Below are 22,429 nucleotides of genomic sequence, written 5' to 3' on the forward strand. Positions count from 1 at the left end.
CGATCAGCCTGTCGCTCGGCTGTACACCGGCGGGTCCAGTTGCCGCAACGGCCAGCGCACCACGCGATCTTCGGCGTGGGCGGACGGATCCGGACAGATCGGGCCCCGAACCACCCGGGGCCGCACGTTCGCGCCGCGACGAGGCGCCCGATCGCTGTGCCGAATCTCGACAACCCCCACGCGCCACAACAGCGCATAGAGTTCGAGTAGCGGCACCCTCAGCACCGAAGCAAACGATGAAACTAGCGGATCGCCCCCGGTGTGGGTCATCGTCGACATAAGTCCGACGGTGGACGCGCGACCCAGCGAGACGGCAAACCCTTCGTTACCGAAAGGCAAATGATGGCGGAAAAGAAGTCGCGGCGCGGCACGAGCCAGCGCGAGGCGGTGGAGAAGGTCCGCGAGGGCGAAACATTTGTGGTGAACCTGCCGGCGGTCGGTCAGGTGGAAATCCCCAGGCCAGAGCAGCTGGCGTACTTCGGCGGGCTGGCGGCCCTGGCGGCCCTCGAACTCATCGACTGGCCGGTGGCCCTGGTTATCGCCGCCGGACACTTCCTGGCCAGCAATCACCACAACAAGCTCCTGGAGGAGCTCGGCGAGGCGATGGAAGAGGCCTAGCGGTCAGCTTGCCGCCGGGCTCCCCGCGACGGCGTGGTCGAAGCGCAGGGTGACCCGGGTGCCGGCCCGGGTACGCAGCGTCTCGACGTCGTCGGCCAATCCGCTCATCAGCGTGAGCCCGCGGCCGCGGCGGCGGCTGCGCAGGCTGGCCGACGAATCGCCGAGCCACTGACCGATGTCGCTGACGGTGACGGTGACGGTGCCCCGACGCAGGAAGGCCTCGATGGACACGGTCTGACGTGGCTCATTGCGGCTGCCGTGTTCGATCGCGTTGGTGACGGCCTCACCGGTCGCCAACAGGATGTCGGTTTCTCGACGCGGCGCGACGCCGATGGTGTTCAGCCAGTCCCGCAGGTGGGCGCGCGCGACGGGGATCTGAGCGGGCGCGGCAGGCACCACGGTGGCGAAGCTGCCGGCAGCCAGGTGGCTGGGCCGTAGCGCGAGCACCACGACGTCGTCGCGGTAGCCGGACGGTGGGGCCATCCGGGCCAGCAGTTCCGCACAGACGGATTCCACCGGCAGGTCGGCGCACTGCGCCGCGACCGCCTGCAGGCGATCGAATCCATCGTCGAGCGACTCGCCGGACCGTTCGATGAGTCCGTCGGTGTAGAGCAGAATCAACCCACCCGTCGGCAGCTCCGCCGTCGCGGTGTCGCCGTTCGGGGTGCCGGCGGTGTCGCGGGCGCGGTTTCCCGTCACCGACACCGGGGCACGCCGGCCGGACTCCAGATAGACAGTGCGACCGTCGGGCAGCACCAGCAGCGGGTACGGGTGCCCGGCGCAGCTGTAGCTGACGGTGGCACCGCCCCCTCGATTTGCGGTGTCGATCAGCGCATAGGCCACCGTCGCGCAGCGCGCGCCGTCGACGCTGGCGCCATACCGGTCCAGCGAACCCAGCACGGCGTCGGGCTCGCCCGCGGTGAGTGCGGACGCGGCGACCGCGGCGCGCAACCTGCTCATCACGATCGCCGCGGCCAGGCCGTGGCCGACCACGTCGCCGACCGAGATCGCGATCCTGCCGAGCGGATCCAGCGGGGTGACCGAATACCAGTCACCGCCGACCCGCATCGCCTCCCCCGCCGGCTGGTAGACGGCCGCGACGACTGCTGCGGTGGAGCCGCGATCCAGATCAAGCAGGTGCTCTTGGAAGTCGATGGCGATCTCGTGTTCGCGGGCCATCAGGCGCACCCGGTCCAGAGCCGAGGAGGTCAGTTCGGCCACGCGGCCGAAGGCGTCGAGTTCGGCGGCGTCGAATCGCCGCGGTGCCGGCCACAACAACGCCAGCACACCCAGGATGCGCCCGGAGCCGTCCCGCAGTGGATGGGCCACGCAGGCGCGGATGCTCGCCGCGCTGTCCTGAACCGCGTGCTCGTAGCGCGGGGGCAGCTCGAACGTGTCCGGGACGATCATCGACTCACCGGTGCGCGCGACGTCGGCCCCGATCAACGGGGCGTCGAGCGCGACGACGTGATAGCGGTCCCGGAACTCCGCGGGCAGATCGCCGGCGTATTCGAACCGCAGGTGATCCTCGCCGTCGACAACGCCGATCGCGACGGCACCCGCGTCGCCGGAGCCCAACGGCGAGCCCAGCAGGGCGTCCATGATCCCGCCGACCGAGCTGGTGGCCTGCAGCGCAGAGTCGAGGTGCACCAGATCGGCGGCCAGGCCCGACTGCGCCTCGCGACGCTGCCGGTCCCGCTCGCGCCCGACCGCGGACAACCTCGAGGCCAACCGATCGATCAGCTCTTGGGACCGGAACGGCTTGGGCAGGTAGTCGTCGGCACCGCCCGCGTAGCCCTCGCTGACGGCCTCGGCGCCGGCCCGGGCGGACAGCATCAGGATCGGCGTCGCGGCCAATTCCGGGTCGGCGCGCACGGCGGCGACGAATCCGAAACCGTCGAGCCCGGGCATCATCACGTCGGTGACGATCGCGTCCGGCCGCAGGTTCCGGGTCGCGGCCAGCGCCGACTCGCCGTCGCCGACCAGAACCGTCTCCCACCGCGCCGACAGCACCCGGTCCAGGTGGGCCCGCATGTCGGCGTTGTCGTCGGCGATCAGCACCAGCTGGCGGGTCGTGCCGGGCGCGGCGGCGACGGGTTCGGCGACCGTCATCACCCACTGACTGGCCTCGGCGACATACGGATTGGTCTCATCCAGGCCGGCGGGCGACGGCTCGACGACCGCGCCCGAGACCGATCGCGGCACCCGGATGGTGACGGTGGTTCCGCGGTCCAATTCGCTGTCGATCGCCACCGTGCCGCGTTGCAGTTCGACCAGCCCCCGGACCAAAGACAACCCGATCCCGGTGCCCTCGACACTGCGGCCGCGAACGTTGTCGGCCCGGTAGAAGCGCTCGAACAGCAGCTTCTGGTCCTCGGCGCCGATCCCGACCCCGGTGTCGCGCACGGCGATCACACAATCGCCGGCCTCGGCTCGCACCTGCACCGAGATCGTGCCCTGCAGCGTGTACTTGACCGCGTTGGACAGCAGATTGAGGACGATGGTTTCCCACATGCCTGGATCGACGTCGGCCAGGGCCGGCGCGCAGTCGAGCTCCAGCTCGAGCCCGGCCCGGTGGCACAGCTCAGCGAACGACGACGCGATCTGCGCGGTGAGCGCGCCGACGTCGGTGCGTACCAGCTTCGCGTTGGCCCGGCCCGCCTCGATGCGGGAGAAGTCGAGCAGTGAGTCGACCAGGCGCTGCAGACGGCGCGCGTTGCGTCCCGCGGTGGTAAGCCGCTCCGCGAGAACGCTTTGCGGCGCGGCGTCGGACAGTGCGTCGTCCAGCGGTCCGAGCAGCAGGGTCAGCGGGGTGCGGAACTCGTGGCTGACATTGGTCAAAAATGCGGTCTTCGCCCGGTCGAGCTCGGCCAGCGCATCGGCGCGATGCCGTTGCTGCTCGTAGGAGACGATCGAGGCGAACGTCGACGTCAATTGGTCGGCCAGCAGCTGGCAGAAACTTTGAAACTGCGTATCGAGGGGGCGGCGCGGGCTGGCGCCCACTACCAGCGCACCCGCGGTCGATGCCTCCCCGAGCGGGAGCACTAGAGCCTCCTGCGGACAGTCGGCACCCAGGACGTGATCGACGCCGGGGATCGCGCCCGCGACGTCGTCGATGACCTTGACCTCGGACCGGGACCGCGCCGCATCCCACTCGGTCAGCTGCGCCAATTCGCCCGGCAACAGCGCCCGCACGGATGGCGTCGCGCCGCGCAGCGTGATGTCGCCGGTGTCGCCGGCGGCATAGACGGCGACGAACGACAGGTCGGCCGGCTGTGATGCACATACCCGGACCGCGACACCGACCGCGTCGTCGATGTTGCGACTCTCGACTATCGCGGAGGCGACGGTGTTGAGCAGGTGCAGGCGGCGCTCGCTCAGCACCCGATCGGTGGTCTCGTAGGAGGGGCAGAAGATGCCGAAGGCCTTGCCGTCAGCGCCCACCAGCGGGCTGTAGGTGAAGGTGAAGTAGCGCTCGACCCGCCGGCCCGCGGTCACCATGGGCAGCATCAGGTCGCGCGACCAGGTCGCCTCACCGGTCGCGACGACCCCGGTGAGCATCGGGGCGATCGAATCCCAGATGTCCCACCACACGACTCGGCCGGGCTGCCCCAGGGAGCGGGGATGCTTGTCGCCGAGGATCTCGATGTAGGCGTCGTTGTACACCACGAACAGGTCCGCGGTGTCCAGCCACAGCACGAGCGGGAACCGCGACGCCAGCGTCGTGGCGACCGCCGCCCGCATCTCGCCCGGCCAGTCCCGCGGCGATCCCAGAGGGTGAGTGTCCCAGTCGTATTCGGCGAACCGCCGGCCCATCTCACCGCCCAAGGAAACAGCAGCGGCCAGGTCAGCCGGCAGTCGCGAGTTCATTGCTGTCGTCTTCGTTGCAATGCCGCGGACATGGTCGGGTAGATCTCGAACACCCGGTCCAATTCGGTGACCTGAATCGGCCGCAGCACCTGATCGTGGTCGGCGACCAGCCGAACCGCGGTCCCGCCGGCTTTCGCGTCCTCGTGACAGTCGAGCACCGCGTTCAGCGCCGCGCTTCCGAAGAACTCGACAGCCTGCAAGTCGATCACCACGGGGCGCACCGGCTGCGCCGACGCCAGCCCGAGCGCGGTGGTCAGGTGCGCGGCAAGCTCACCGACGGTACTGGAGTCGACATCGCCTTTGACGCTCACGATCACTACCTCGTCGTGCGTCTCGTGTTCGACCGCCAACAACTTCATGCCTTTCGCCGCAGCCTACGTTGGGATCTGCAGCCGCTAAGCCCGACGACGCGGCGAAGATGCGCGGTCGCGCATCGCAGATAACCAGAGAGTAACCCCTACCCGAACTGCCCGTTTACCGATTCGGAGGTTACCCGGCGGGCTCGGACGGGATCCTCTCGTGCACGGTCAGCAGCAAATGGTCGAACTGACTCTGCAGGGCGGCCGCCGGCGAAGGCAGGACGGCCACTTCGGTGAGCAACTGCTTGGCCAGCGCACGCAATTTCACGTTGGTTTCCTGCGAGCGCCACTGCAGCACGCGAAACGCTTGCTCGGCGCTCACCCGGTACACGTACATCAGCACGCCCTTGGCCTGTTCGATGGCAGCGCGGCTCTCGAACAGGTCCGGCAGCGCCTCGTCGAGCACCTCTCGGCGGGTCTCGTCGAAGGTGTTGGTGAGGTCGACGTAGTAACCCTCGGTGCCCAGCACGGCGCCCGACTCGTCCAGCATGCGGTCGGCGACGACGATCGCGTCGTGCACCGCGCCCGCGGTGTCGATGAACCGGTGCCGGCTCGAGAACGACTGCTCGGACTGCAGGGCGTGGTCGAGCAGCTCCTGCACATGCGCACGGTCGTCGGGATGCTTGTGCGACAACAGCAGTTGGGTCGTCGGCACGACCTCCCCCGGTTCGTAGCCGTGCATCCTGGCGACCTCGTCGGACCATTCCCAGCACTGCCCGACGAACCAGAAGCGGAACGCGCCGATGTTCAGAAGTCCAGGGTCCGACTCGATAGGCTCGGAAAATCGCACGCCGCCCACATCGGATGACGATTGCCCTGTTCGCCTGCGCTGTTGCACGTTTGCATTTTTCCACTTCGGGAGTGCCCTCGGCTACCGCCCCCGGCGGAAAAGGGCTGTCAACCATGTCACTCGGTCCGGGGTGGGGGTAACGTCGCGTGCGGACCCATCCATACGACGCGGGAGCGCACGCCGAGTGCGCTGAGAGGACGGCTCGGGGCCGTCGACCGTACGAACCTGACCGGGTAATGCCGGCGTAGGGAGATGAAAATGACTGATGTCCTTTCCGGAACCGTCGACGCGTCGGTGACCACCGGCCCGATTGCGGGCAGCAGCAAGGCCTACCGCGAGATCGAGGGGCCGGACGGCGTGACCCTGCGGGTGCCGCTGCGGCGCGTGCACCTGTCCACCGGTGACGACTTCGACCTGTACGACACCTCGGGGCCCTACACCGATCCGGACGCGACGATCGACCTGACGGCAGGACTGCCGCCGCGGCCCGGCGTTGTCCGCGATCGCGGCACCCAGCTGCAGCGCGCCCGTGCCGGCGAGATCACCGCCGAGATGGCATACATCGCGGCCCGCGAGGGCATGCCCGCTGAGCTGGTGCGCGACGAGGTCGCGCGGGGCCGCGCGGTGATCCCGGCCAACCACAACCACCCCGAGATCGAGCCGATGATCATCGGCAAGGCATTTGCAACCAAGGTGAACGCAAACATCGGCAACTCGGCGGTGACGTCCTCGATCGCCGAGGAGGTCGACAAGATGGTGTGGGCCACCCGGTGGGGCGCCGACACCATCATGGACCTGTCCACCGGCAAGAACATCCACGAAACCCGCGAGTGGATCCTGCGCAATTCGCCGGTGCCGGTCGGCACCGTGCCGATCTACCAGGCGCTGGAAAAGACCAAGGGCGACCCGACCGAGCTGACCTGGGAGCTCTACCGCGACACCGTGATCGAGCAGTGTGAGCAGGGCGTGGACTACATGACCGTGCACGCCGGCGTGTTGCTGCGCTACGTGCCGCTGACCGCCAAGCGGGTCACCGGCATCGTGTCCCGCGGCGGCTCGATCATGGCGGCCTGGTGCCTGGCGCACCACCGGGAGTCGTTCCTGTACACCAACTTCGACGAGCTTTGCGAGATCTTCGCCCGCTACGACGTCACCTTCTCCCTGGGCGACGGGCTGCGGCCGGGCTCGATCGCGGACGCCAACGACGCCGCGCAGTTCGCCGAGCTGCGCACCCTGGGCGAGCTGACCAAGATCGCGAAATCCCATGGCGTGCAGGTGATGATCGAGGGTCCGGGCCACGTCCCGATGCACAAGATCGTCGAGAATGTGCGGCTGGAAGAGGAGTGGTGTGAGGAGGCCCCGTTCTACACGCTGGGTCCGCTGGCCACCGACATCGCGCCGGCCTACGACCACATCACCTCGGCGATCGGCGCGGCCATCATCGCCCAGGCCGGCACCGCGATGCTCTGCTACGTGACCCCCAAGGAGCACCTGGGACTGCCGGACCGCAAGGACGTCAAGGACGGGGTTATCGCCTACAAGATCGCCGCGCACGCAGGCGATCTGGCCAAGGGCCACCCGCACGCGCAGGAGCGGGACAACGCGCTGTCGACGGCGCGGTTCGAGTTCCGGTGGAACGACCAGTTCGCGCTGTCGCTCGACCCGGACACCGCGCGCGAGTACCACGATGAGACGCTGCCGGCCGAACCCGCCAAGACCGCGCACTTCTGCTCCATGTGCGGCCCGAAGTTCTGCTCGATGCGCATCACCCAGGACGTCCGCGACTACGCCGCCAAACACGGCCTGGACAGCGAGGAAGCGATCGAGGCGGCCATGTCCGAGGGCATGGCGGAGAAGTCGCGCGAGTTCGCCGAGCAGGGCAACCGGGTGTATCTACCGCTCACGCAGTGACCGGCACGCCGCCGTCGCTGCCGCTACCGCCGCCGGGCACCACCCCGACGCGGGTCCTGACCATCGCCGGGTCGGACTCCGGCGGCGGCGCGGGTATCGAAGCCGACATGCGCACGATGGCGCTGCTGGGGGTGCACGCGTGCGTCGCGGTCACCGCGGTGACCGTGCAGAACACGTTGGGCGTGCAGAGCTTTCACGAGGTGCCCGGTGATGTCGTCGCCGGCCAGATCGAAGCCGTGGCCGGCGACATCGGCATCCAGTCCGCTAAGACCGGGATGCTGGCGTCGCCGCGCATCATCGACACCGTGGCCACCACCTGGCGCCGGCTCGGGTTGACGGTTCCGCTCGTCGTCGACCCGGTGGCGGCCTCCATGCACGGCGATGCGCTGATGGCGCCGGCCGCTCTGGATTCGCTTCGCGACCAACTGTTTCCGCTTGCCACCCTGGTGACACCCAACCTCGACGAGGTGCGGTTGCTGGTCGACATCGAGGTGGTGGACCCGGCGTCGCAGCGGGCGGCCGCCAAGGCGCTGCACGCGCTGGGCCCGCGGTGGGTCCTGGTCAAGGGCGGCCACCTGCGGTCCTCGGATCGCAGCTGCGACCTGCTCTATGACGGCGCCGATTTCCACGAGTTCGACGCCGAGCGCGTGGCGACGGGCAACGACCACGGCGGCGGTGACACGCTCGCCAGCGCGGTGGCGTGCGCGCTCGCGCACGGCTTCAGCGTGCCCGACGCCGTCGAGTTCGGCAAGCGATGGGTCACCGAATGTCTGCGCGCCGCTTACCCGCTCGGCCATGGCCACGGCCCTGTCTCCCCACTGTTTCGGCTGTCATGAATCTTGAAGAGATCGCGGGCATCGCGCATGAACCGGACGGCGCACCCGAAGGCGTTGTGGTTCTGACCCACGGCGCCGGCGGTAACCGGGATTCCGTTCTGCTGCAACAGGTTTGCGACGAGTGGGCGCAGCGCGGCTGGCTTGCGGTCCGTTACAACCTGCCCTACCGCCGCCGCCGGCCCAGCGGCCCTCCCTCGGGCTCGGCCGCCACCGACCGGGCCGGCATCGTCGAGGCCATCACGCTGTGCCGTGGCCTCACCGACGGCCCGCTGGTCGCCGGTGGACATTCCTATGGCGGGCGGCAGACGTCCATGGTGGTTGCGGCCGGGGAGGCCGCCGTGGACGTGCTGACGCTGTTCTCCTATCCGGTGCATCCCCCGGGCAAACCCGAACGCGCGCGCACCGAGCATTTACCCGACATCACGGTGCCGACCGTGTTCACGCACGGCACCTCGGATCCGTTCGGCACGCCCGACGAACTGCGTGCCGCCGCCGCGTTGATCACCGGAACCACCGCCGTCGTCGAGATCGCCAGTGCCCGCCACGATCTGCGATCCAAGACGTTGAACGTGCCGGCGTTGGCCGTCGATGCTGCTCTACAGCTACTCGGGCGCAATTAGCCAGTTAAAACTGGACAGTTTTGGCTGTCTAACTTAAGCTGGTGTCGTGGAGGGCATCAGCAACTCCGCCGTAACGGCGGCACGCGATATCCGGGTGGTGTTCAGCAGGCTACGGCGCCGGCTGAAGGACATCGCGGTCGACGGCCTGACACCGTCGCAGACGGCGGTGCTCACCCGGCTGTGGAAAGAGGGGCCGTCGTCGGCCAGCGCATTGGCCGGCGCGGAACAGGTCCGCCCCCAGTCGATGGCCACCATCCTGGCCGCCCTGGGCCAACGCGGGCTGATCGAACGCGCACCGGACCCGAATGACGGTCGGCGCCAAGTGGTCTCGCTGACCCCAGCTGGGAAGAGGCGCGCCGAAAGCGACCGCCGCGCCCGTGAGGAGTGGCTTGCCCGCACCATCCAGGAGCGCTACACCGAGTCCGAGCGGCGGGTCATCGTCGACGCGCTGTCCCTGCTCGAGCGCTTGACCGAACAATGAAAGGACAGGTGCCACAATGGAAGTAGGACTGCACTTCATCGACTTTCTACCCGGAGACCCGGCCATGCTGGGCCCGACGCTGGCCGACGCAGCCAAGGCCGCCGAGCAAGGCGGCGCCACGCTGTTCACCCTCGCCGACCACCTCTTCCAGATGGAAGAGCTTGCGCCCGCGCAGAATCCGTTCCTCGAGGGCTACACATCGCTGGGCTTCCTGGCCGCCCAGACGACTACGATCGATCTGGCCCTGCTGGTCACCGGCGTCACCTATCGCTATCCCGGTTTATTGGCCAAGGCGGTCACCACCCTGGACGTGCTGTCGCAGGGCCGGTCGATGCTGGGTTTGGGCGCGGCTTGGTACGAACGCGAGCACACCGCGCTGGGCATCCCGTATCCGCCACTGCGCACCCGCTTCGAAATGTTGGAAGAGACGCTGCAGATCTGTAGGCAGATGTGGAGTGCGAACGACGGGCCCTACACCGGCACGCACTACCAGCTGAACGAAACGATCTGTGAGCCGCAACCGATTCGGCGACCCCCGATCCTGATCGGCGGGGACGGTGAGAAGAAGACGCTGCGCCTGGTCGCGCAGTACGCAGACGTCTGGAACAGCATGTCGAACGACGTCGGGGAGCTCGAGCACAAGATCGAGGTGCTGAACCGGCACTGCGACGCGGTTGGCAGGGACCCCGGTGAGGTTCGCAAGACATCCGGCGGCCTGGCCGGCGCCGACCCCTTCGACAACAGGGACGAATTCCTGAAGACGGTCGAACGCTACGCCGCGCTGGGTGTCGACATGATCAATATCGGCCCGATGCCCGGCAATCCGGATCCGGTTGGTTTCGTCCGCCGCCTGGGCGACGAGGTGATTCCGCGACTCGCCGAAATAGGCTGATCAGTTGGTGATTCGTCATCCGGGATAGCGGGTGAAACAGGCATCCGCGTTGCCGGTCACGCCACCGCGGAACGCCGCGATCCGGGTGAAACCGGCCGGCACGCTGGTGCCGTCCGCGTCACTGGCCACCAGATGGTTGGTGAGCAGGCCGGCGACCGCCTCGTCGAGATCACCGGCGGTCAGCAGCAATTGGTTGTGTGAGGGCAGGTCGATCGGCTCAGCCATCTTGCGATGCGCCACACCGGTCAGGCATGCGGTCCGCAGGGCGGTCCACGGGCTCTGCATCGGCAGGCCGTGCTCGTGCTGCACCGCCAGCGCATATCTCGACATCACGACGGACAGCGCGGTGTCGTCGCCCTGCGGCAGGGTCTGCTGCTTTTCGTCGGCGACCGTGCCCATGGCGGCGAGCCCGGACAGGTCGATCACGATGGTGTTGGTAGCCGGGCAGTAGGACGCCGGTGGGGTGGCCTTGGCGTCCGGGCAATCGGCCGGCTGGTAGGACAGGGCCGGCGGGTTGGTCGGGGCGAAGACCTTTCCCAGCAGCTCCATCAAATTCGACAGGGTGTCCTGGTTGATCTTCACCTCACCGGTCTCCGTTGCCCCAGAGTTGTCGACCCGCAAGGCGTTTGGCAGATCGCCACGGCGCTGTTCGATTTCGTGGCGGTTGATCGCCGCACAGGCCGAGGCGCCGTTGAGGAATCCCATCTGGAAGGCGCTGATGCGGTCAAGGGCCGACCCGTGCGCGTCGTCGTTTTCGGTCTCGCTGTCCATCACCGGGTCACGGGTGGTGATGATCCCCGCCAGCACGTGGTCGAGCCCGTCGGCGGTGCTCAGCGTGAAGCGCGGCGACTTGCCGTCGGCGACCCAGTACAGATAGACGCCCGCGAAGCAGTCGGCCTGCTGCTCGCGGACGATGGTCGCGTCCCGTCGGGTCACCAGCTTCGCCATCTGCTGCAGCGCATGTCCGAATTCGTGTGCCAGCACAACGGTTACGGACATGTCGCCGAAGTACTTCTGTGCGACGGGCATGAATACGCCGCGGTCCCAGGCGATCAGGTTGCACCTGTTGGTGTAGAAGGCGTTGACGAGCTTGTAGGTCTCGTTGTGGCACACGATTGGGCTGCGCGGATCGCTGGAGTTGTACGACACCAGTTTGCCGACCGGAACGAACTTGCCCGGCAGCGATTGGTCGTATACCGACTGCCAGTAGTCCTCGATGTCGTTGACCGACAACAGCGCCAGGTTGTCGATCGGCCCGTTGTCGGTGTTGAGCACCTTCCCCGTGGGACTGGGCGCGTTCGAACGGATTCCGCTGGGCCCGTTGATCGCGGGCAGTCCCCCGACCAGAAAGGGGTCGTTCAGCATCGACAGCGCACGCCCGTCGACGAACGTCGTGCAACCGGCCACCATAAGTACTGTCGCTGCCCAGAGGATCGCCGACCTGAGCGCAGCGCTATTCATGACCAACCTCATCCCGACCGGCTTCAGGGCAGCATCAAGGGAACTCAGTCTAGAGGCATCGACCTTACCCGGCAGCCGGAGTCGAGGGGCCCAGCAAACATGTACGTTGCGGTGCGGTACTAGAAAGGCGGCGGTTCGTCGTCGCCGTCGGCCGGCGGTGCGGGGCCGAGGTGGCGGCCTCGGGTTCTGGGCGTTTCGGGCGCCGGGCTTGGTGGTTTTGCCGGCGTTCGGTGGCGATGCGTGCGGCCCGGCTTTTGGCGCGGGTGCGCGTGCGTCGGGGCATCATCGCGGTGCGCTCGGCGCAGTAGTCCAGGGGTGAGTCGGCTTCGGCGGCCGGGATCGCGCCGGTGGGCGCGCAAAGGCTGGGGAACATCAGCGCGCTGCCCGGGGTGGTGACATAGGTGCGCCCCGCCGGCGAGGACAGAATCAGCGTGCCGTCGGGCAGCTGCCGCTCGCGCCACCCCCAAAACGTTTTCACCAAATGATGGGTGCGACACAGACATTTGAGATTGGACGCTTGCGTCGCGCCGCCATCGGCATACGGGATCGTATGGTCGAGATCGCAGTCGGTGGCCGGGCGATCGCAGCCGGGCCAGCGACACGTCAAATCCCGGCACCGCACGAAATCGGCCAGCGCCCTGGACGGCACGTAGCCCGCCTCCGGCGGCGCATCCCCGTGATGGACCAGCGGGGTCAGCTTGGCCGAAGCGGCCAACTCGGCGAGCAATTCTGGTGGGATCAAACCCTCGGCACCCATTTGAGCGCCCGGCGTTGAACCGCGGCCATCCAGCACGGCCTGCTCGGCGATCACATGAATCACCACCGGGCTCGATGCGGCTCGTTTACCGGACCCGCAATCCGACCGCCCGCACCGACACCCCAGCCGATTTGCGCCGGCGGCCAACGCTTTTAACGCGTCAGCGCGGCGCTGCTCCCGACTGCGCGGATCGTGCTCACACACCGTGGCCGCCAACGCATTCAATCGTTTATCCAACGCATGCGCGTCCGGACTCAATAGGCTGCCTTCGATATGCGACACGCCATCGCCCGCATCGGCGATCCAGATTTCGCGATCGGCCACGCGCTCCCTGCGCCGCCGTACCGCATCCGCATCAGCACGGGACACCACCCGATCCACCTGGGCGGCCAGCCGGCCCTGACTCAGTGACGGCCACCTGGTCACGTTGGCGGCCACCGTGGCGTCCACGGCGCCCAACACGTCGGGGTCGGTGACCAAATCGGTGCGGAAAACGATCGTTTGAAACATCCGGTAATCGATATCCCCGGCGGTAAAGACCCCACCCACCTTCGGCAGACGTTCCCGCATCGCCCGGGCATAGCGCACCCGGCTGGCGGCCAGCCCCTGACCGATCCGCAACTCCGCCGCCACCTCCGCACTCACCGCCGCCTCGGTATCGACCGCCCACTCCTCACATTCCGAGCAGCGCGAAAGCCGGTAGGCGAACAACTCCCCGATCGCCACCAACTGCTCAGCCGCCGCCCGGTTCTCCACCCGCGAAAACACACCGATCCGCTCCAGCAGCGCGGCCGACTCCGCCGTGACCGACGGATGGCGCCGCTCGACCAACTCGTCGAACCGGGCGATCACATCTTCGAACATACGTTCGATCCTGCCATCGGGGTCCGACAAGCCGGCGTTAGGGCACCCGGCTGCGATGCCTCTTGTTGTGTGGCGGCACACCGTTGACCCCACCGATCGACTCCGCGTAGCTGCCGACTGCGAATCCGACGCCAGACCCCATGACGGCCAACGCTTCCCGGTTGATGTTGTCGACGGTGTCGCGTGGGCTCTGGACGTTGGGATCGAACGGCACACCGGGTCGGCCGCCCCACAGTCGGGCCTGCACGGGGGTTTTCGGCTGCGATGATCCGGTGGTCATGCCGCCGACGGGCACGCCCGCGATCATGAAGGGGTGGTAGTCGGCCCTGGTGTCCAACGGCATGTCCGCGGGCCGCTTGCCCGCGAGATTCAGATAGCCGGACAGGGTGCGTTCGATGCCGGCCGAGCCTTCGGGCACATCCCCGGGCAAGACACCGGGCCCGGGCGGGCCGGACTGATCGCCGTCGTCGGTGAAGAATCCGGCGTTGGGCGAACCCAGCATGGTGAAGTTCAAGTACAGCGCGATGTCGTTGAGTTGGTCGCGGTCCATGCCGAACACGTAATCCAGGACGCCGTTGCGGCCGTCCACGTCGGCGCCCCAGAACACGAACCGCACCGCGTTGTTCACCGGAGCGAGCGGGCCCAGTTGCAGCGCCGTCTCCAGGACGGCGGCCACCCCGGAGCCGTCGTCATTGATCCCGGGTCCGGCGCGTGAGCCGTCCAGGTGCGCGCCCACCACGACGACGTCGTGGGCCGACCCGGTTTTGGTCTGCGCCACGACATTTCGGGAAGTGATCTTGATGTTCTGCGCATCCAGCACCAGACGTATCGGCGCGGTGGAGCCGGTCAGCGCGGCGGCGCCGGAGGAACCCAGCACGGCGACCGGCACGGTCAGCTGCTTGAAATAGCCGGTGGTGAACAGCGTGGGTGGGGCTCCCCGCCCGGTGGGCGAACTGAGCACGATCAGGGCGCTCGCGCCCTTGGCCACCGCGCTGTTCTGCTTGTCGACCACCGAACACTGCGCGTCATCGACGACGGCGATCGCGCCCTTGGGCACGACGGCCGGGTAGTCGTTGGGTGCGCAACCCGAGGGTCGCGTCGGCCGGATCGGCTGACCGGTCAGTCCCCCGGGCGGCGTCTGCACCAGCAGCGAGGCCTGGTCGACGGGATAGCTGCGGCCCGCAATGGTCACCGCCGGCTTACCCAACGACACGGTGTAGAGCCGGTCGAACTGCGGAGTCTGTACATCGAAACCCTTGTCCCGCAGAGCTTTAGCGACGTAGTCCACGCTGGCGTTGAACCCCGGCGTCCCGTCCGCGCGGTTGCCGCCATTGGCGTTGGCGACGTTCTGCAGGGCACGCAGGTGCGTCAGCATGCCCTCGACGTTCACCTCTTTGGCCAAACTGTGGCCGAGATCCGGCGTCGCCGTCGGCACTCCCGGCCGCGTCGACGAACAACCGGCCACCACCGCGATCGACAGCAGCGTCGCGCCCACCCGGGAGATCATGACTTGCTGAGCACGTGCCGGGTGCGGTCGGCCATGACGGGGACGCCGTTATGCCCGCCGAGGTCTTGCGCGTAGAGACCGATCGCGTAAGCCACGCCGCCACCGTTGATTCCCAGCGCGGTGCGGTTGACGTGGTCGAGCGTGTCGGTCTTCTGGTGATAGTTGGGGTCGAACGGCTGGTCGGCGGTCCCGCCCCACAGCTTGGCCTGGTCGGCGGACATCTTGCCCTCGGCGCCTGAGAACAGGCCGCCGGCGGGGATCCCCGCCAGGGTGAATCCGTCGTAGTCGGACCGGCCGTCGAATGAGGTGTCCTGCGCGGTCTTTCCGGCCGACTTCAGGTACGCGACCAGTGTGCGCTCAATGCCGGCCGAACCCTCCGGCACCACCGGCTGGCCGCGAGCGTCCGCGGGCAGCGACTGGTCGCCGTCGTAGGTGAAGTAGCCGGGGTTCGGCGACGCGAGCATGTCGACGTTCAGGTAGAGCGCAATGTTTTTCAGCGCCGTCAGGTCCAGCGACTCGACATAGTTGCGCGACCCGATCAGCCCGAGCTCCTCGGCACCCCAGAAGCCGAACCGCAGCGCGTTGTGCACTGACGGCGAACTCCCCAGCCGCACAGCGGTTTCCAGCACCGCGGCCACGCCCGAGCCGTTGTCGTTGATGCCCGGCCCGGCGGGCACGCTGTCCAGGTGCGCCCCCGCCATCACCACGTCGGTCCCCGAGCCGGTCTTGGTCTGCGCAATCACGTTGCGGGCCCGGAAACTTTGGGCGCTGGCGTTGAGCTTGATCGTGGTGGGCCCCGGCTGTCCACGCAGCTGCACGCCCACCGATTTGGTCACGCTCAGCACCGGAATCTTCACGTCCGTGGCCGATCCGAGCGTTCCGCCCATCTCTTGCTCGTCGACGTTGTCGGCGATGATCATCGCCGCGGCGCCGCGCTGTGCCGCGACGTCTTCCTTCTGGGCGAACGGGCAGGTGCCGCGGTCGACCAGCACCACCGCCCCCTGCAGCGGCAGGTTCGCGTAGTCGGAGGCCGCGCAGCCGAGGTTGTTCGCCGGTGCGGCGACCAGCGGCCCGCTCACCCCGTCCGGACCGGTGCCCAGGCTGAAGTCCAGTGCGTGCGCCTCCACCGTCTTGCCGGCGACGGTGAGTACCGGCTTGTCGGCGTGGAACACCCGCGCCGAGAATTCGGGGGTTTGCACGTCGAATCCACTGCCGCGCAAGACGTTTACCACGTAGTCGACGCTGGCCTCGTATCCAGGCGTGCCCACCGCCCGGGTGCCGTTGTTGGCGTTGGCGATGTCTTGCAACTTCGACAGGTGCGCCATCATCGCGTCGGCCGTGACCTTGTCGCGCAACGCCGAGGCAAATGCGCCGGCGGCGGCGGGCGTTTGCTGCGAGTCAGACGACGACCGATGGAAGCAGCCGGTTGAGATTGCGGTCAGAGCGACCACGGCGACCAACGCCGGAATCGTCGCGGATTTGTTCACCATCGCGCCCCAGGTTAGACCGCGGCCGCAGCGGCCCGGTTCAGGACACGGCGGTATCAGACATACAGCGCGGTGAAGGGCGCAACGGGGATGTTGCGCACCACGAACCAGGCCAGCACCAGCGACAGCGTCACGACGGCGGCCCAGCGCCGGTGCTGCCAGCCGCGGATCCGGCGGCCCACCAGGCGCCCGTAGGTCCAGGCGCAGTACGTCCACAGCAACAACGCGACAGCCGCCAGGCCCAAAGCGTTGAACCTGGCGGCCGCCAACAGATTGCCGTGCATAAGCGAATACACCATGCGCAGGCTGCCGCATCCGGGACAGTCGATCCCCAACAACGCCTTGGTGGGGCATACCGGCAGCGGGCCGTGCGGGGTGGTCGGGTCGCCCGCCCAGATGGCGGCGCACATCAATGTGGTGGACGCGGCCACCACCAGTGGTGCACCCAGATTCGCGTGCGCCGCCCCCCAGCGGGTCACCATGATCAGGTTCTAGAACATCGCGGCGAGCGCCGCGTTGGTGTCCGTGTTCAGCGCACCGACCGCCATCAGGATGCCGTAGATGACGCCCACGACGACGCCGATCACCACCGACCAGATCACCCATTTCTTGGCGCTTTCGGCGGAAGCCTGTGCCTCGGCGTAGCGGCCCTGCGCCCACAACCCATTGACCTGGCTCGACTTGACGATCGCCACGATTCCGAAGGGCAGACAGCAGAAGAGGGTGGCCAGGATCGACCACACCAGATAGTTATTCGGCGCTTGACCGGCCGGCTGCTGCGGCGGATAACCGGGCGAAGGCGGCGGCGGATAACCGGGCGGCGGAGGAGGGGGTTGTGTCATGGATTCTCCAGTCAAGAGAAGTTAGCTGACGTAAAGCGGTGCTAACCATACCCGAGCGGACTCAGATCGGCACTAGCAATGAAAAATCTTGTTCGGCCGCCCAGGTCGCAACGGGCCGGCAGCATCATCGCGTCCGCCAAAAATCAGAATTATGGTGGCGCCTCACATAATTCGCGATTCTGCGCGACGACCTGCGTGGCACTACCATTTTCCTGGGCCTCTGCGGGTCGAGCCGAGGACGGATGCCCACACAGACAATTGCCCGCGGAATGTATTGCTTTACCACGGCATAGCCCTACTATCCGTGTGCAGAAGCGGCCGTTAAGGAGCCTTTCATGTCTGATTTCAGCAACGTGCTGAGGGCGGCGACGGCAACCGCACTCACCGGCGGTTTGGCCTTAGCGGGCGGCGGCCCGGCGAGCGCGGATCCGGCCACCACCGGGAGCGCTTCGGATATCAACACGCTTGCGGCCTCGCTGTCGAAGGGCTACGGCCTGAACAACTGCACCGCCCAGAACATCGACCGCAGCACACAACTCGCGGTGCTCACCTGCGGGCAGAGCCCCGACCCGCGCGGGCCAGCGCAGGCCAAGTACGTGCTGTTCACCAATGCCGACAATCTGGCCACCTCGTTCAAGGCCACCATCAAAGAGGACGTCCTGATCCCGTGCGGCGACGCCGGCCAGTCACCGTCCAACTGGCACAAGGACGGTTCATCCGCGAGCGCAGGGCAGGCCGCCTGCGGCACTTACCAAAACGCCGCCGAGATCATCTGGACCACGGACGCCAACAACACGCTGAGCTACCTGCGCGCGTCCAACACCGACGTCAACGCGCTCTATCAGTGGTGGCGCGCCAACGGCTGACGTCTACAGCTGAGCCGCAATCAGATCCGCTACCGCACGCATCCCGGCGGCGTTCGGGTGTAACGGTGCGGGACGTCCCGGCAGCGTGAAGCCGAACCGGGCCGGCAGCGTCGTCCACGGCTCGGCCGACCACGCGTGATGTTCGCGGCCCGCCGCACCGGCGCGGATGATTTCGCAACCGGTCGCCGCGGCGGCGTCGGCCGTCATCGTCTCCAGCGTGGCGGCCACGTGCCGGCCCAGGTCGGCATCGGCGGGTGACAGCGGCTCCGCCAGCACGCCCGGCGGCGGCAGCATCGTCAGGTAATCGACGAAGAAAACCCGTGCCCGGGTGGACCGCTGACGCAACGCACGGCCGACCGCGCACAGCGATTCAAACACCCCGTCCAGGGCGCGATCCCGCGCGTCGCGATCCAGCAGGTCGGCGATGCGATGCCCCAGCAGTGGCACGTGACGCAACGGACGCGGCAGCGATGCGGCCATCAAGAGCGGAACGTAGCCGACGTCGTTGCCGCCGATGGTCACCGTGACCAGGCTCTCGGTGCCGTCCAGCGCGGCGATCTGCGGTGGTGCGCGGTGTTGGCGCTCGGCGAGCACGTGCGCGGTGGTCGCCCCGGAGAAGGTGACGTCGACCAGGTCGTGCTGGAATCGCTGCGCGATCAGGTGCGCGTAGTTGCGTGCCGATCGGCCAGACCACCGTGGAGCCCCCGCGGCGGGGGGCCGGATGCCCGGACCTGCGGCCATCGAACTACCCAGCGCGACATAACGACTCATCGTTGTGGGCTCGACGCCTGCGCCCAGAATCGCTTCGGGATCCGTCCGGCGCGCCGGGCCAGGTACCCGGCGGTGACGGCGGCGGCCATCGCTGCGGCCATCGCGGCCGGATCGGCGGCCCGGGTCACAGCGGTGGCCAACAGCACGGCGTCGCAACCCAATTCCATCGCCAGGGCGGCGTCGCTGGCGGTGCCGATGCCGGCGTCGAGCACCACCGGAACGCCGGCCCGGGCGACGATCATCTCGATGTTGTGCGGGTTGGTGATGCCGAGGCCGGTGCCGATCGGCGAACCCAGCGGCATGACCGCCGCGCATCCGGCGTCCTCGAGCCGGCGCGCCAGCACCGGATCATCGTTGGTGTAGGGCAGCACGACGAACCCGTCATCGACCAATTGCTCTGCGGCCCGCACCAATTCGACGGCATCGGGCAGCAGCGTGCGCTCGTCGGCGATCACCTCGAGCTTGATCCAGTTCGTGTCCAGCGCCTCCCGTGCCAACTGTGCGGTGAGCACCGCCTCGGCTGCGCCGCGGCATCCCGCGGTGTTGGGCAGCGGCGTGATGCCCAACCGGTTGAGCAGATCGAGCAGCCCGGTGCCGCCCTCGGCGTCGACCCGGCGGATGGCGACGGTCGTCAGCTCGGTGCCCGAGGCAACCAGCGCCTCCTCGAGCACCGCGAGGTTGCCCGCTCCCCCGGTCCCCATGATGAGCCGCGACGCGAAGCTGCGGTCGCCAATGGTCAGTTTTGCGTCAGCCACCTTGCACCGCCGTCACTATCTCGAGCCGGGCACCATCGAAAAGTTCTGTGGCCCAACGGGATCGCGGTATCACCGCGTCGTCCATCGCCACTGCGACGCCGCGGTCCGGAAAGCCGAGGGAATCCAGCAGCGCGGCGACCGTGGTGTGCGCGTCGACGTCGACCTTCTGTTCATTGACCACGACGATCATTGGTGTGCTCCCACCGGGGCCAGTTCGGAAACGATCTGTTCTGCCGTCCAGGGCGCCAACAGGAATCCCGACCGGCCGTGACCGGCGGCGACCAGCGTCCGCGCGTCCAGTCGACGCACCAGCGGCAGATTATCGGGGGTCATCGGGCGCAGCCCGGCGGCGCACTCGGCCAGCTCGTATTCACCCAGCCCCGGCAGCACCGCGCACGCGTCGTCGAGCAGGTCACGCACCCCCGACACGACCGGGGCGGTGTCGTGCCCGTGTTCGTATTGAGTGGCCCCGACGACCACCCCGTCGGCACGCGGCACCAGGTACACCTGCCGTCCGTGCACGCGGGCGCGAACAACCCGCTGCGGCAACGGCATACAACCCTTGCGCCACCGCAGCCGCAGCACCTCGCCCTTCACCGGCCGCACCGGCAGGCCGGGCCACAACGCCGGCGCGTCGATGCCGTTGGCGATCACCACCGCGTCGGCCTCGACGTCCGACAGGTCACGCACCGGCGGCGCCCACGCCACCCCGAGACGCTCGCACTGGGCGCCGAGCGCCTCCACCACCGCGCGGTTGTCCACGGCCAGTTCGGTGGGCGCCCGGAAGCCGTGCCGGATGCCCTGCGCCAGCAGGGGTTCGACGTCGCGGGCGGCCGACTCCCAGACCACCGGATGCCCCTGGGCGGACAACCATTCCGCGACGGTGCGCAGGTCCTCGACATCGGCGCGGTCGACGGCCACCACCAGCGACTCGCGCGCGGTGACCACCTCGGCCGGCAGCCCGTCGGTGAAACCGCCCTCGCGCCACAGCCGCAGCGATTCCAGGCCCAGCCGCAACAAGCGCTCTTCGCCCGGCCAGCCCTCGCTGTGCGGCGCCAGCATGCCGCCGGCGACCCAGGACGCGCCCTTCTGGTCGCCCCGGTGCACCCGCACCGACCACCCGGCCTGCGCGGCGCGCCGCGCCACCGCGAGCCCGATGACGCCGCCGCCGATGACGGCCAGGGACCCCAGCGGGGGTCCCGAGGGCATTCCGGTCATTGTCGAGCCTCCCTTCGCCGGCATGACCCGGATCAGGTGTGACGGTAAGGGCAGGTCCGGACGGGTCCGGCTGTGCCCACTCTCAGCCCCGCAGTCACTCGACTACCCGGGACTCCCGTGTCTGGTAGTTCTCTTCGGCTCCACGCTAGCGCGCTAGCGTCTCGGTGTGCAGTGTCCCTTCGATAGACGACTTACCGTTCTGGCCACCGCGCGGCTGTATCTGTGCACCGACGCCCGGCGTGAACGCGGCGATCTGGCCGAATTCGCCGACGCCGCCCTGGCCGGCGGCGTGGACATCATCCAGCTGCGCGACAAGGGATCGGCCGGTGAGCAACGGTTCGGCCCGCTCGAGGCGCGCGAGGAGCTGGCGGCGTGCCAGATCCTGGCCGACGCGGCCCGCCGCCACGGCGCCTTGTTCGCCGTCAACGACCGCGCCGACATCGCCCGCGCGGCCGGCTCCGACGTGCTGCATCTCGGACAGGGCGACCTGCCGCCGGCCGTCGCCCGCGACATCGCCGGGCCGGACGTGCTGCTCGGGCTGTCCAGCCACGACCGCGAGCAGGCCGCCGCCGCGGCCGCGCTCGCCGAAGCGGACTACTTCTGCGTCGGGCCGTGCTGGTCCACGCCCACCAAGCCGGGCCGCCAAGCGCCGGGCCTGGGACTGGTGCGGGCCGCCGCCGAGTTCGGAACCGACAAGCCGTGGTTCGCGATCGGCGGCATCGACGAGCAGCGGCTGCCCGAGGTGCTCGACGCCGGCGCCCGGCGCATCGTGGTGGTGCGGGCGATCACCGCGGCCGCCGACCCGCGGGCCGCGGCGCAGCGGCTCAGCTCGGCGCTGGCAGCAGCGAGTTGATCCGGCGGGTCAGCTGCGAGGGTTCTTGGCCCGCGTCACCGGGCATGCACCAGACGAAGACACCGGCTTCGATCTCGATCGTGCGCGGCAGGTATTGCCGTCGCTGGTCGCCATGGTCCAGCGGCAGCACCGCCGGCGCGGTGCGCAGCCGCTGCCAGCTGGCCGCGAAGCCGGGATGCAGCGGCAGGTCGGCCACCTCGGTTTCGGCGACCCAGCGCATCTCGGCGCTTTCCCGGTTGGGCACGGTGTGCAGCAACTCATCGGCGTCGGCGACGACGGTGGTGTAGCTCCACTGCGTGCCGGCGATCCCGGCGACCTCGGCCGTGACCACGGTCGCGCGCACCGCGAGCCGCTCACCGAGCAGCCCGGCCTCCTCGTTGGCTTCGCGGACCGCGGTCTCCTCCGGCGTTTCGTGGCTGTCCCGGGCGCCGCCGGGCAGCCCCCACGTCCCGCCCTGGTGACTCCACACCGCGCGATGCTGCAGCAACACCGCGGGCGTACCGTCGGGTTGCGGGGCCCGCAGCAGCAAACCCGCCGCTCCGAACCGGCCCCAGTAATGGGCGCCGCTGTCGGAGATCACCCAACCGTCACCGTCGCCCTGCACCGATTCAGGATATGCAGACTTGGTTTGGGCGTCGTCAATTGCGTCCGCCTCCACCCATCCACCCGAA

Annotated in this window: 22 protein-coding genes, 1 pseudogene and 1 riboswitch; of the genes and pseudogenes, 8 read left to right on the forward strand and 15 right to left on the reverse strand. The window is 68.4% G+C overall.

The features are described from left to right. Positions 1–3: 3 nt before the first annotated feature. Entirely contained in the window at positions 4–270 is a 267-nt protein-coding gene (locus tag MTY59_RS27180; RefSeq protein ID WP_250160841.1) for an Rv1535 domain-containing protein, read from the reverse strand. 72 nt (positions 271–342) lie between these two features. Between MTY59_RS27180 and MTY59_RS04815 the strand changes: the two genes are divergently transcribed. Further along, entirely contained in the window at positions 343–618 is a 276-nt protein-coding gene (locus MTY59_RS04815) for a hypothetical protein (RefSeq protein WP_221046257.1), read from the forward strand. Positions 619–621: 3 nt separating this feature from the next. Here MTY59_RS04815 and MTY59_RS04820 read toward each other — a convergent pair whose 3' ends face one another. The 3 genes from MTY59_RS04820 to MTY59_RS04830 all read right to left on the reverse strand — a co-directional run bounded on the left by MTY59_RS04820 (position 622) and on the right by MTY59_RS04830 (position 5,646). Then, entirely contained in the window at positions 622–4,488 is a 3,867-nt protein-coding gene (locus MTY59_RS04820; RefSeq protein WP_221044662.1) for a SpoIIE family protein phosphatase, read from the reverse strand. Next, positions 4,485–4,847 (reverse strand): STAS domain-containing protein, encoded by a 363-nt coding sequence (locus MTY59_RS04825; protein ID WP_221044663.1) that lies wholly within the window; start codon positions 4,845–4,847, stop codon positions 4,485–4,487. Before MTY59_RS04825 ends, MTY59_RS04820 begins: the two co-directional genes overlap by 4 nt. A gap of 130 nt (positions 4,848–4,977) precedes the next feature. Beyond that, the gene (locus MTY59_RS04830; RefSeq protein ID WP_250160715.1) at positions 4,978–5,646 is read right to left on the reverse strand and encodes a PAS and ANTAR domain-containing protein; all 669 of its coding nucleotides are present in this window, start codon (positions 5,644–5,646) and stop codon (positions 4,978–4,980) included. A 148-nt stretch (positions 5,647–5,794) separates the two neighbouring features. Further along, a riboswitch (TPP riboswitch) is annotated at positions 5,795–5,905 on the forward strand. Here MTY59_RS04830 and thiC point away from each other — a divergent pair. The 5 genes from thiC (at position 5,896) to MTY59_RS04855 (ending at position 10,377) form a co-directional block, all read left to right on the forward strand. Further along, a complete protein-coding gene (gene thiC, locus MTY59_RS04835; protein ID WP_221044665.1) occupies positions 5,896–7,548 on the forward strand; it encodes a phosphomethylpyrimidine synthase ThiC in 1,653 nt (550 codons plus the stop codon). It overlaps the preceding riboswitch by 10 nt. Next, positions 7,545–8,384, forward strand: a complete 840-nt coding sequence (gene thiD / locus MTY59_RS04840; RefSeq protein ID WP_221044666.1) for a bifunctional hydroxymethylpyrimidine kinase/phosphomethylpyrimidine kinase — start codon at positions 7,545–7,547, stop codon at positions 8,382–8,384. Before thiC ends, thiD begins: the two co-directional genes overlap by 4 nt. Next, on the forward strand, positions 8,381–9,004 hold the full coding sequence (locus MTY59_RS04845) for an alpha/beta hydrolase family protein (RefSeq protein ID WP_221044667.1): 624 nt from the start codon (positions 8,381–8,383) through the stop codon (positions 9,002–9,004). The genes thiD and MTY59_RS04845 overlap by 4 nt, the downstream gene beginning before the upstream one ends. A gap of 46 nt (positions 9,005–9,050) precedes the next feature. Continuing rightward, positions 9,051–9,485 carry a MarR family winged helix-turn-helix transcriptional regulator gene (locus MTY59_RS04850; RefSeq protein WP_221044668.1) on the forward strand — a complete coding sequence of 145 codons (435 nt, stop codon included), beginning with the start codon at positions 9,051–9,053 and terminating at the stop codon, positions 9,483–9,485. A gap of 16 nt (positions 9,486–9,501) precedes the next feature. Continuing rightward, positions 9,502–10,377 (forward strand): LLM class F420-dependent oxidoreductase, encoded by an 876-nt coding sequence (locus tag MTY59_RS04855; protein ID WP_221044669.1) that lies wholly within the window; start codon positions 9,502–9,504, stop codon positions 10,375–10,377. Positions 10,378–10,392: 15 nt separating this feature from the next. On the opposite strand, the gene MTY59_RS04860 is transcribed toward MTY59_RS04855, so the two are convergent. The 6 genes and pseudogenes from MTY59_RS04860 to MTY59_RS04885 all read right to left on the reverse strand — a co-directional run bounded on the left by MTY59_RS04860 (position 10,393) and on the right by MTY59_RS04885 (position 17,295). Next, positions 10,393–11,838: a neutral zinc metallopeptidase gene (locus MTY59_RS04860; RefSeq protein WP_221044670.1), complete on the reverse strand. Its 1,446-nt coding sequence runs from the start codon at positions 11,836–11,838 to the stop codon at positions 10,393–10,395. Positions 11,839–11,957: 119 nt separating this feature from the next. Next, positions 11,958–13,459 (reverse strand): annotated as a pseudogene (locus MTY59_RS04865) (HNH endonuclease signature motif containing protein). A gap of 37 nt (positions 13,460–13,496) precedes the next feature. Beyond that, the gene (locus tag MTY59_RS04870) at positions 13,497–14,966 is read right to left on the reverse strand and encodes a M28 family peptidase (RefSeq protein WP_221044671.1); all 1,470 of its coding nucleotides are present in this window, start codon (positions 14,964–14,966) and stop codon (positions 13,497–13,499) included. After that, entirely contained in the window at positions 14,963–16,456 is a 1,494-nt protein-coding gene (locus MTY59_RS04875) for a M28 family metallopeptidase (RefSeq protein ID WP_221044672.1), read from the reverse strand. Before MTY59_RS04875 ends, MTY59_RS04870 begins: the two co-directional genes overlap by 4 nt. Before the next feature lie 53 nt (positions 16,457–16,509). Beyond that, positions 16,510–16,935: a DUF2752 domain-containing protein gene (locus tag MTY59_RS04880; RefSeq protein WP_221044673.1), complete on the reverse strand. Its 426-nt coding sequence runs from the start codon at positions 16,933–16,935 to the stop codon at positions 16,510–16,512. A 9-nt stretch (positions 16,936–16,944) separates the two neighbouring features. After that, on the reverse strand, positions 16,945–17,295 hold the full coding sequence (locus MTY59_RS04885) for a CD225/dispanin family protein (RefSeq protein ID WP_221044674.1): 351 nt from the start codon (positions 17,293–17,295) through the stop codon (positions 16,945–16,947). A 335-nt stretch (positions 17,296–17,630) separates the two neighbouring features. Between MTY59_RS04885 and MTY59_RS04890 the strand changes: the two genes are divergently transcribed. After that, positions 17,631–18,161 carry a serine/threonine protein kinase gene (locus tag MTY59_RS04890; protein WP_221044675.1) on the forward strand — a complete coding sequence of 177 codons (531 nt, stop codon included), beginning with the start codon at positions 17,631–17,633 and terminating at the stop codon, positions 18,159–18,161. A 3-nt stretch (positions 18,162–18,164) separates the two neighbouring features. Here the strand turns inward: MTY59_RS04890 and MTY59_RS04895 are convergent, their stop codons facing one another. From MTY59_RS04895 to thiO, 4 genes are read right to left on the reverse strand one after another with little or no spacing between them, the layout of a single operon-like run. After that, entirely contained in the window at positions 18,165–18,932 is a 768-nt protein-coding gene (locus MTY59_RS04895; RefSeq protein WP_221044676.1) for an SGNH/GDSL hydrolase family protein, read from the reverse strand. Beyond that, positions 18,929–19,687, reverse strand: coding sequence for a thiazole synthase (gene thiG, locus MTY59_RS04900; RefSeq protein WP_221044677.1), 759 nt, complete (start codon positions 19,685–19,687; stop codon positions 18,929–18,931). The genes MTY59_RS04895 and thiG overlap by 4 nt, the downstream gene beginning before the upstream one ends. Next, entirely contained in the window at positions 19,680–19,877 is a 198-nt protein-coding gene (gene thiS, locus MTY59_RS04905; protein ID WP_221044678.1) for a sulfur carrier protein ThiS, read from the reverse strand. Before thiS ends, thiG begins: the two co-directional genes overlap by 8 nt. Next, on the reverse strand, positions 19,874–20,896 hold the full coding sequence (gene thiO / locus MTY59_RS04910; RefSeq protein WP_221046258.1) for a glycine oxidase ThiO: 1,023 nt from the start codon (positions 20,894–20,896) through the stop codon (positions 19,874–19,876). The genes thiS and thiO overlap by 4 nt, the downstream gene beginning before the upstream one ends. A gap of 175 nt (positions 20,897–21,071) precedes the next feature. On the opposite strand from thiO, the gene thiE reads away from it, so the two are divergent. Continuing rightward, positions 21,072–21,758 carry a thiamine phosphate synthase gene (thiE, locus tag MTY59_RS04915; RefSeq protein WP_221044679.1) on the forward strand — a complete coding sequence of 229 codons (687 nt, stop codon included), beginning with the start codon at positions 21,072–21,074 and terminating at the stop codon, positions 21,756–21,758. On the opposite strand, the gene MTY59_RS04920 is transcribed toward thiE, so the two are convergent. After that, positions 21,730–22,362, reverse strand: a complete 633-nt coding sequence (locus MTY59_RS04920) for an NUDIX hydrolase (protein WP_221044680.1) — start codon at positions 22,360–22,362, stop codon at positions 21,730–21,732. The genes thiE and MTY59_RS04920 overlap by 29 nt on opposite strands. Positions 22,363–22,429: the final 67 nt, after the last annotated feature.

It is taken from the genome of Mycobacterium senriense (assembly GCF_019668465.1).
In the GTDB taxonomy this organism is placed as follows: Bacteria; Actinomycetota; Actinomycetes; order Mycobacteriales; family Mycobacteriaceae; genus Mycobacterium; species Mycobacterium senriense.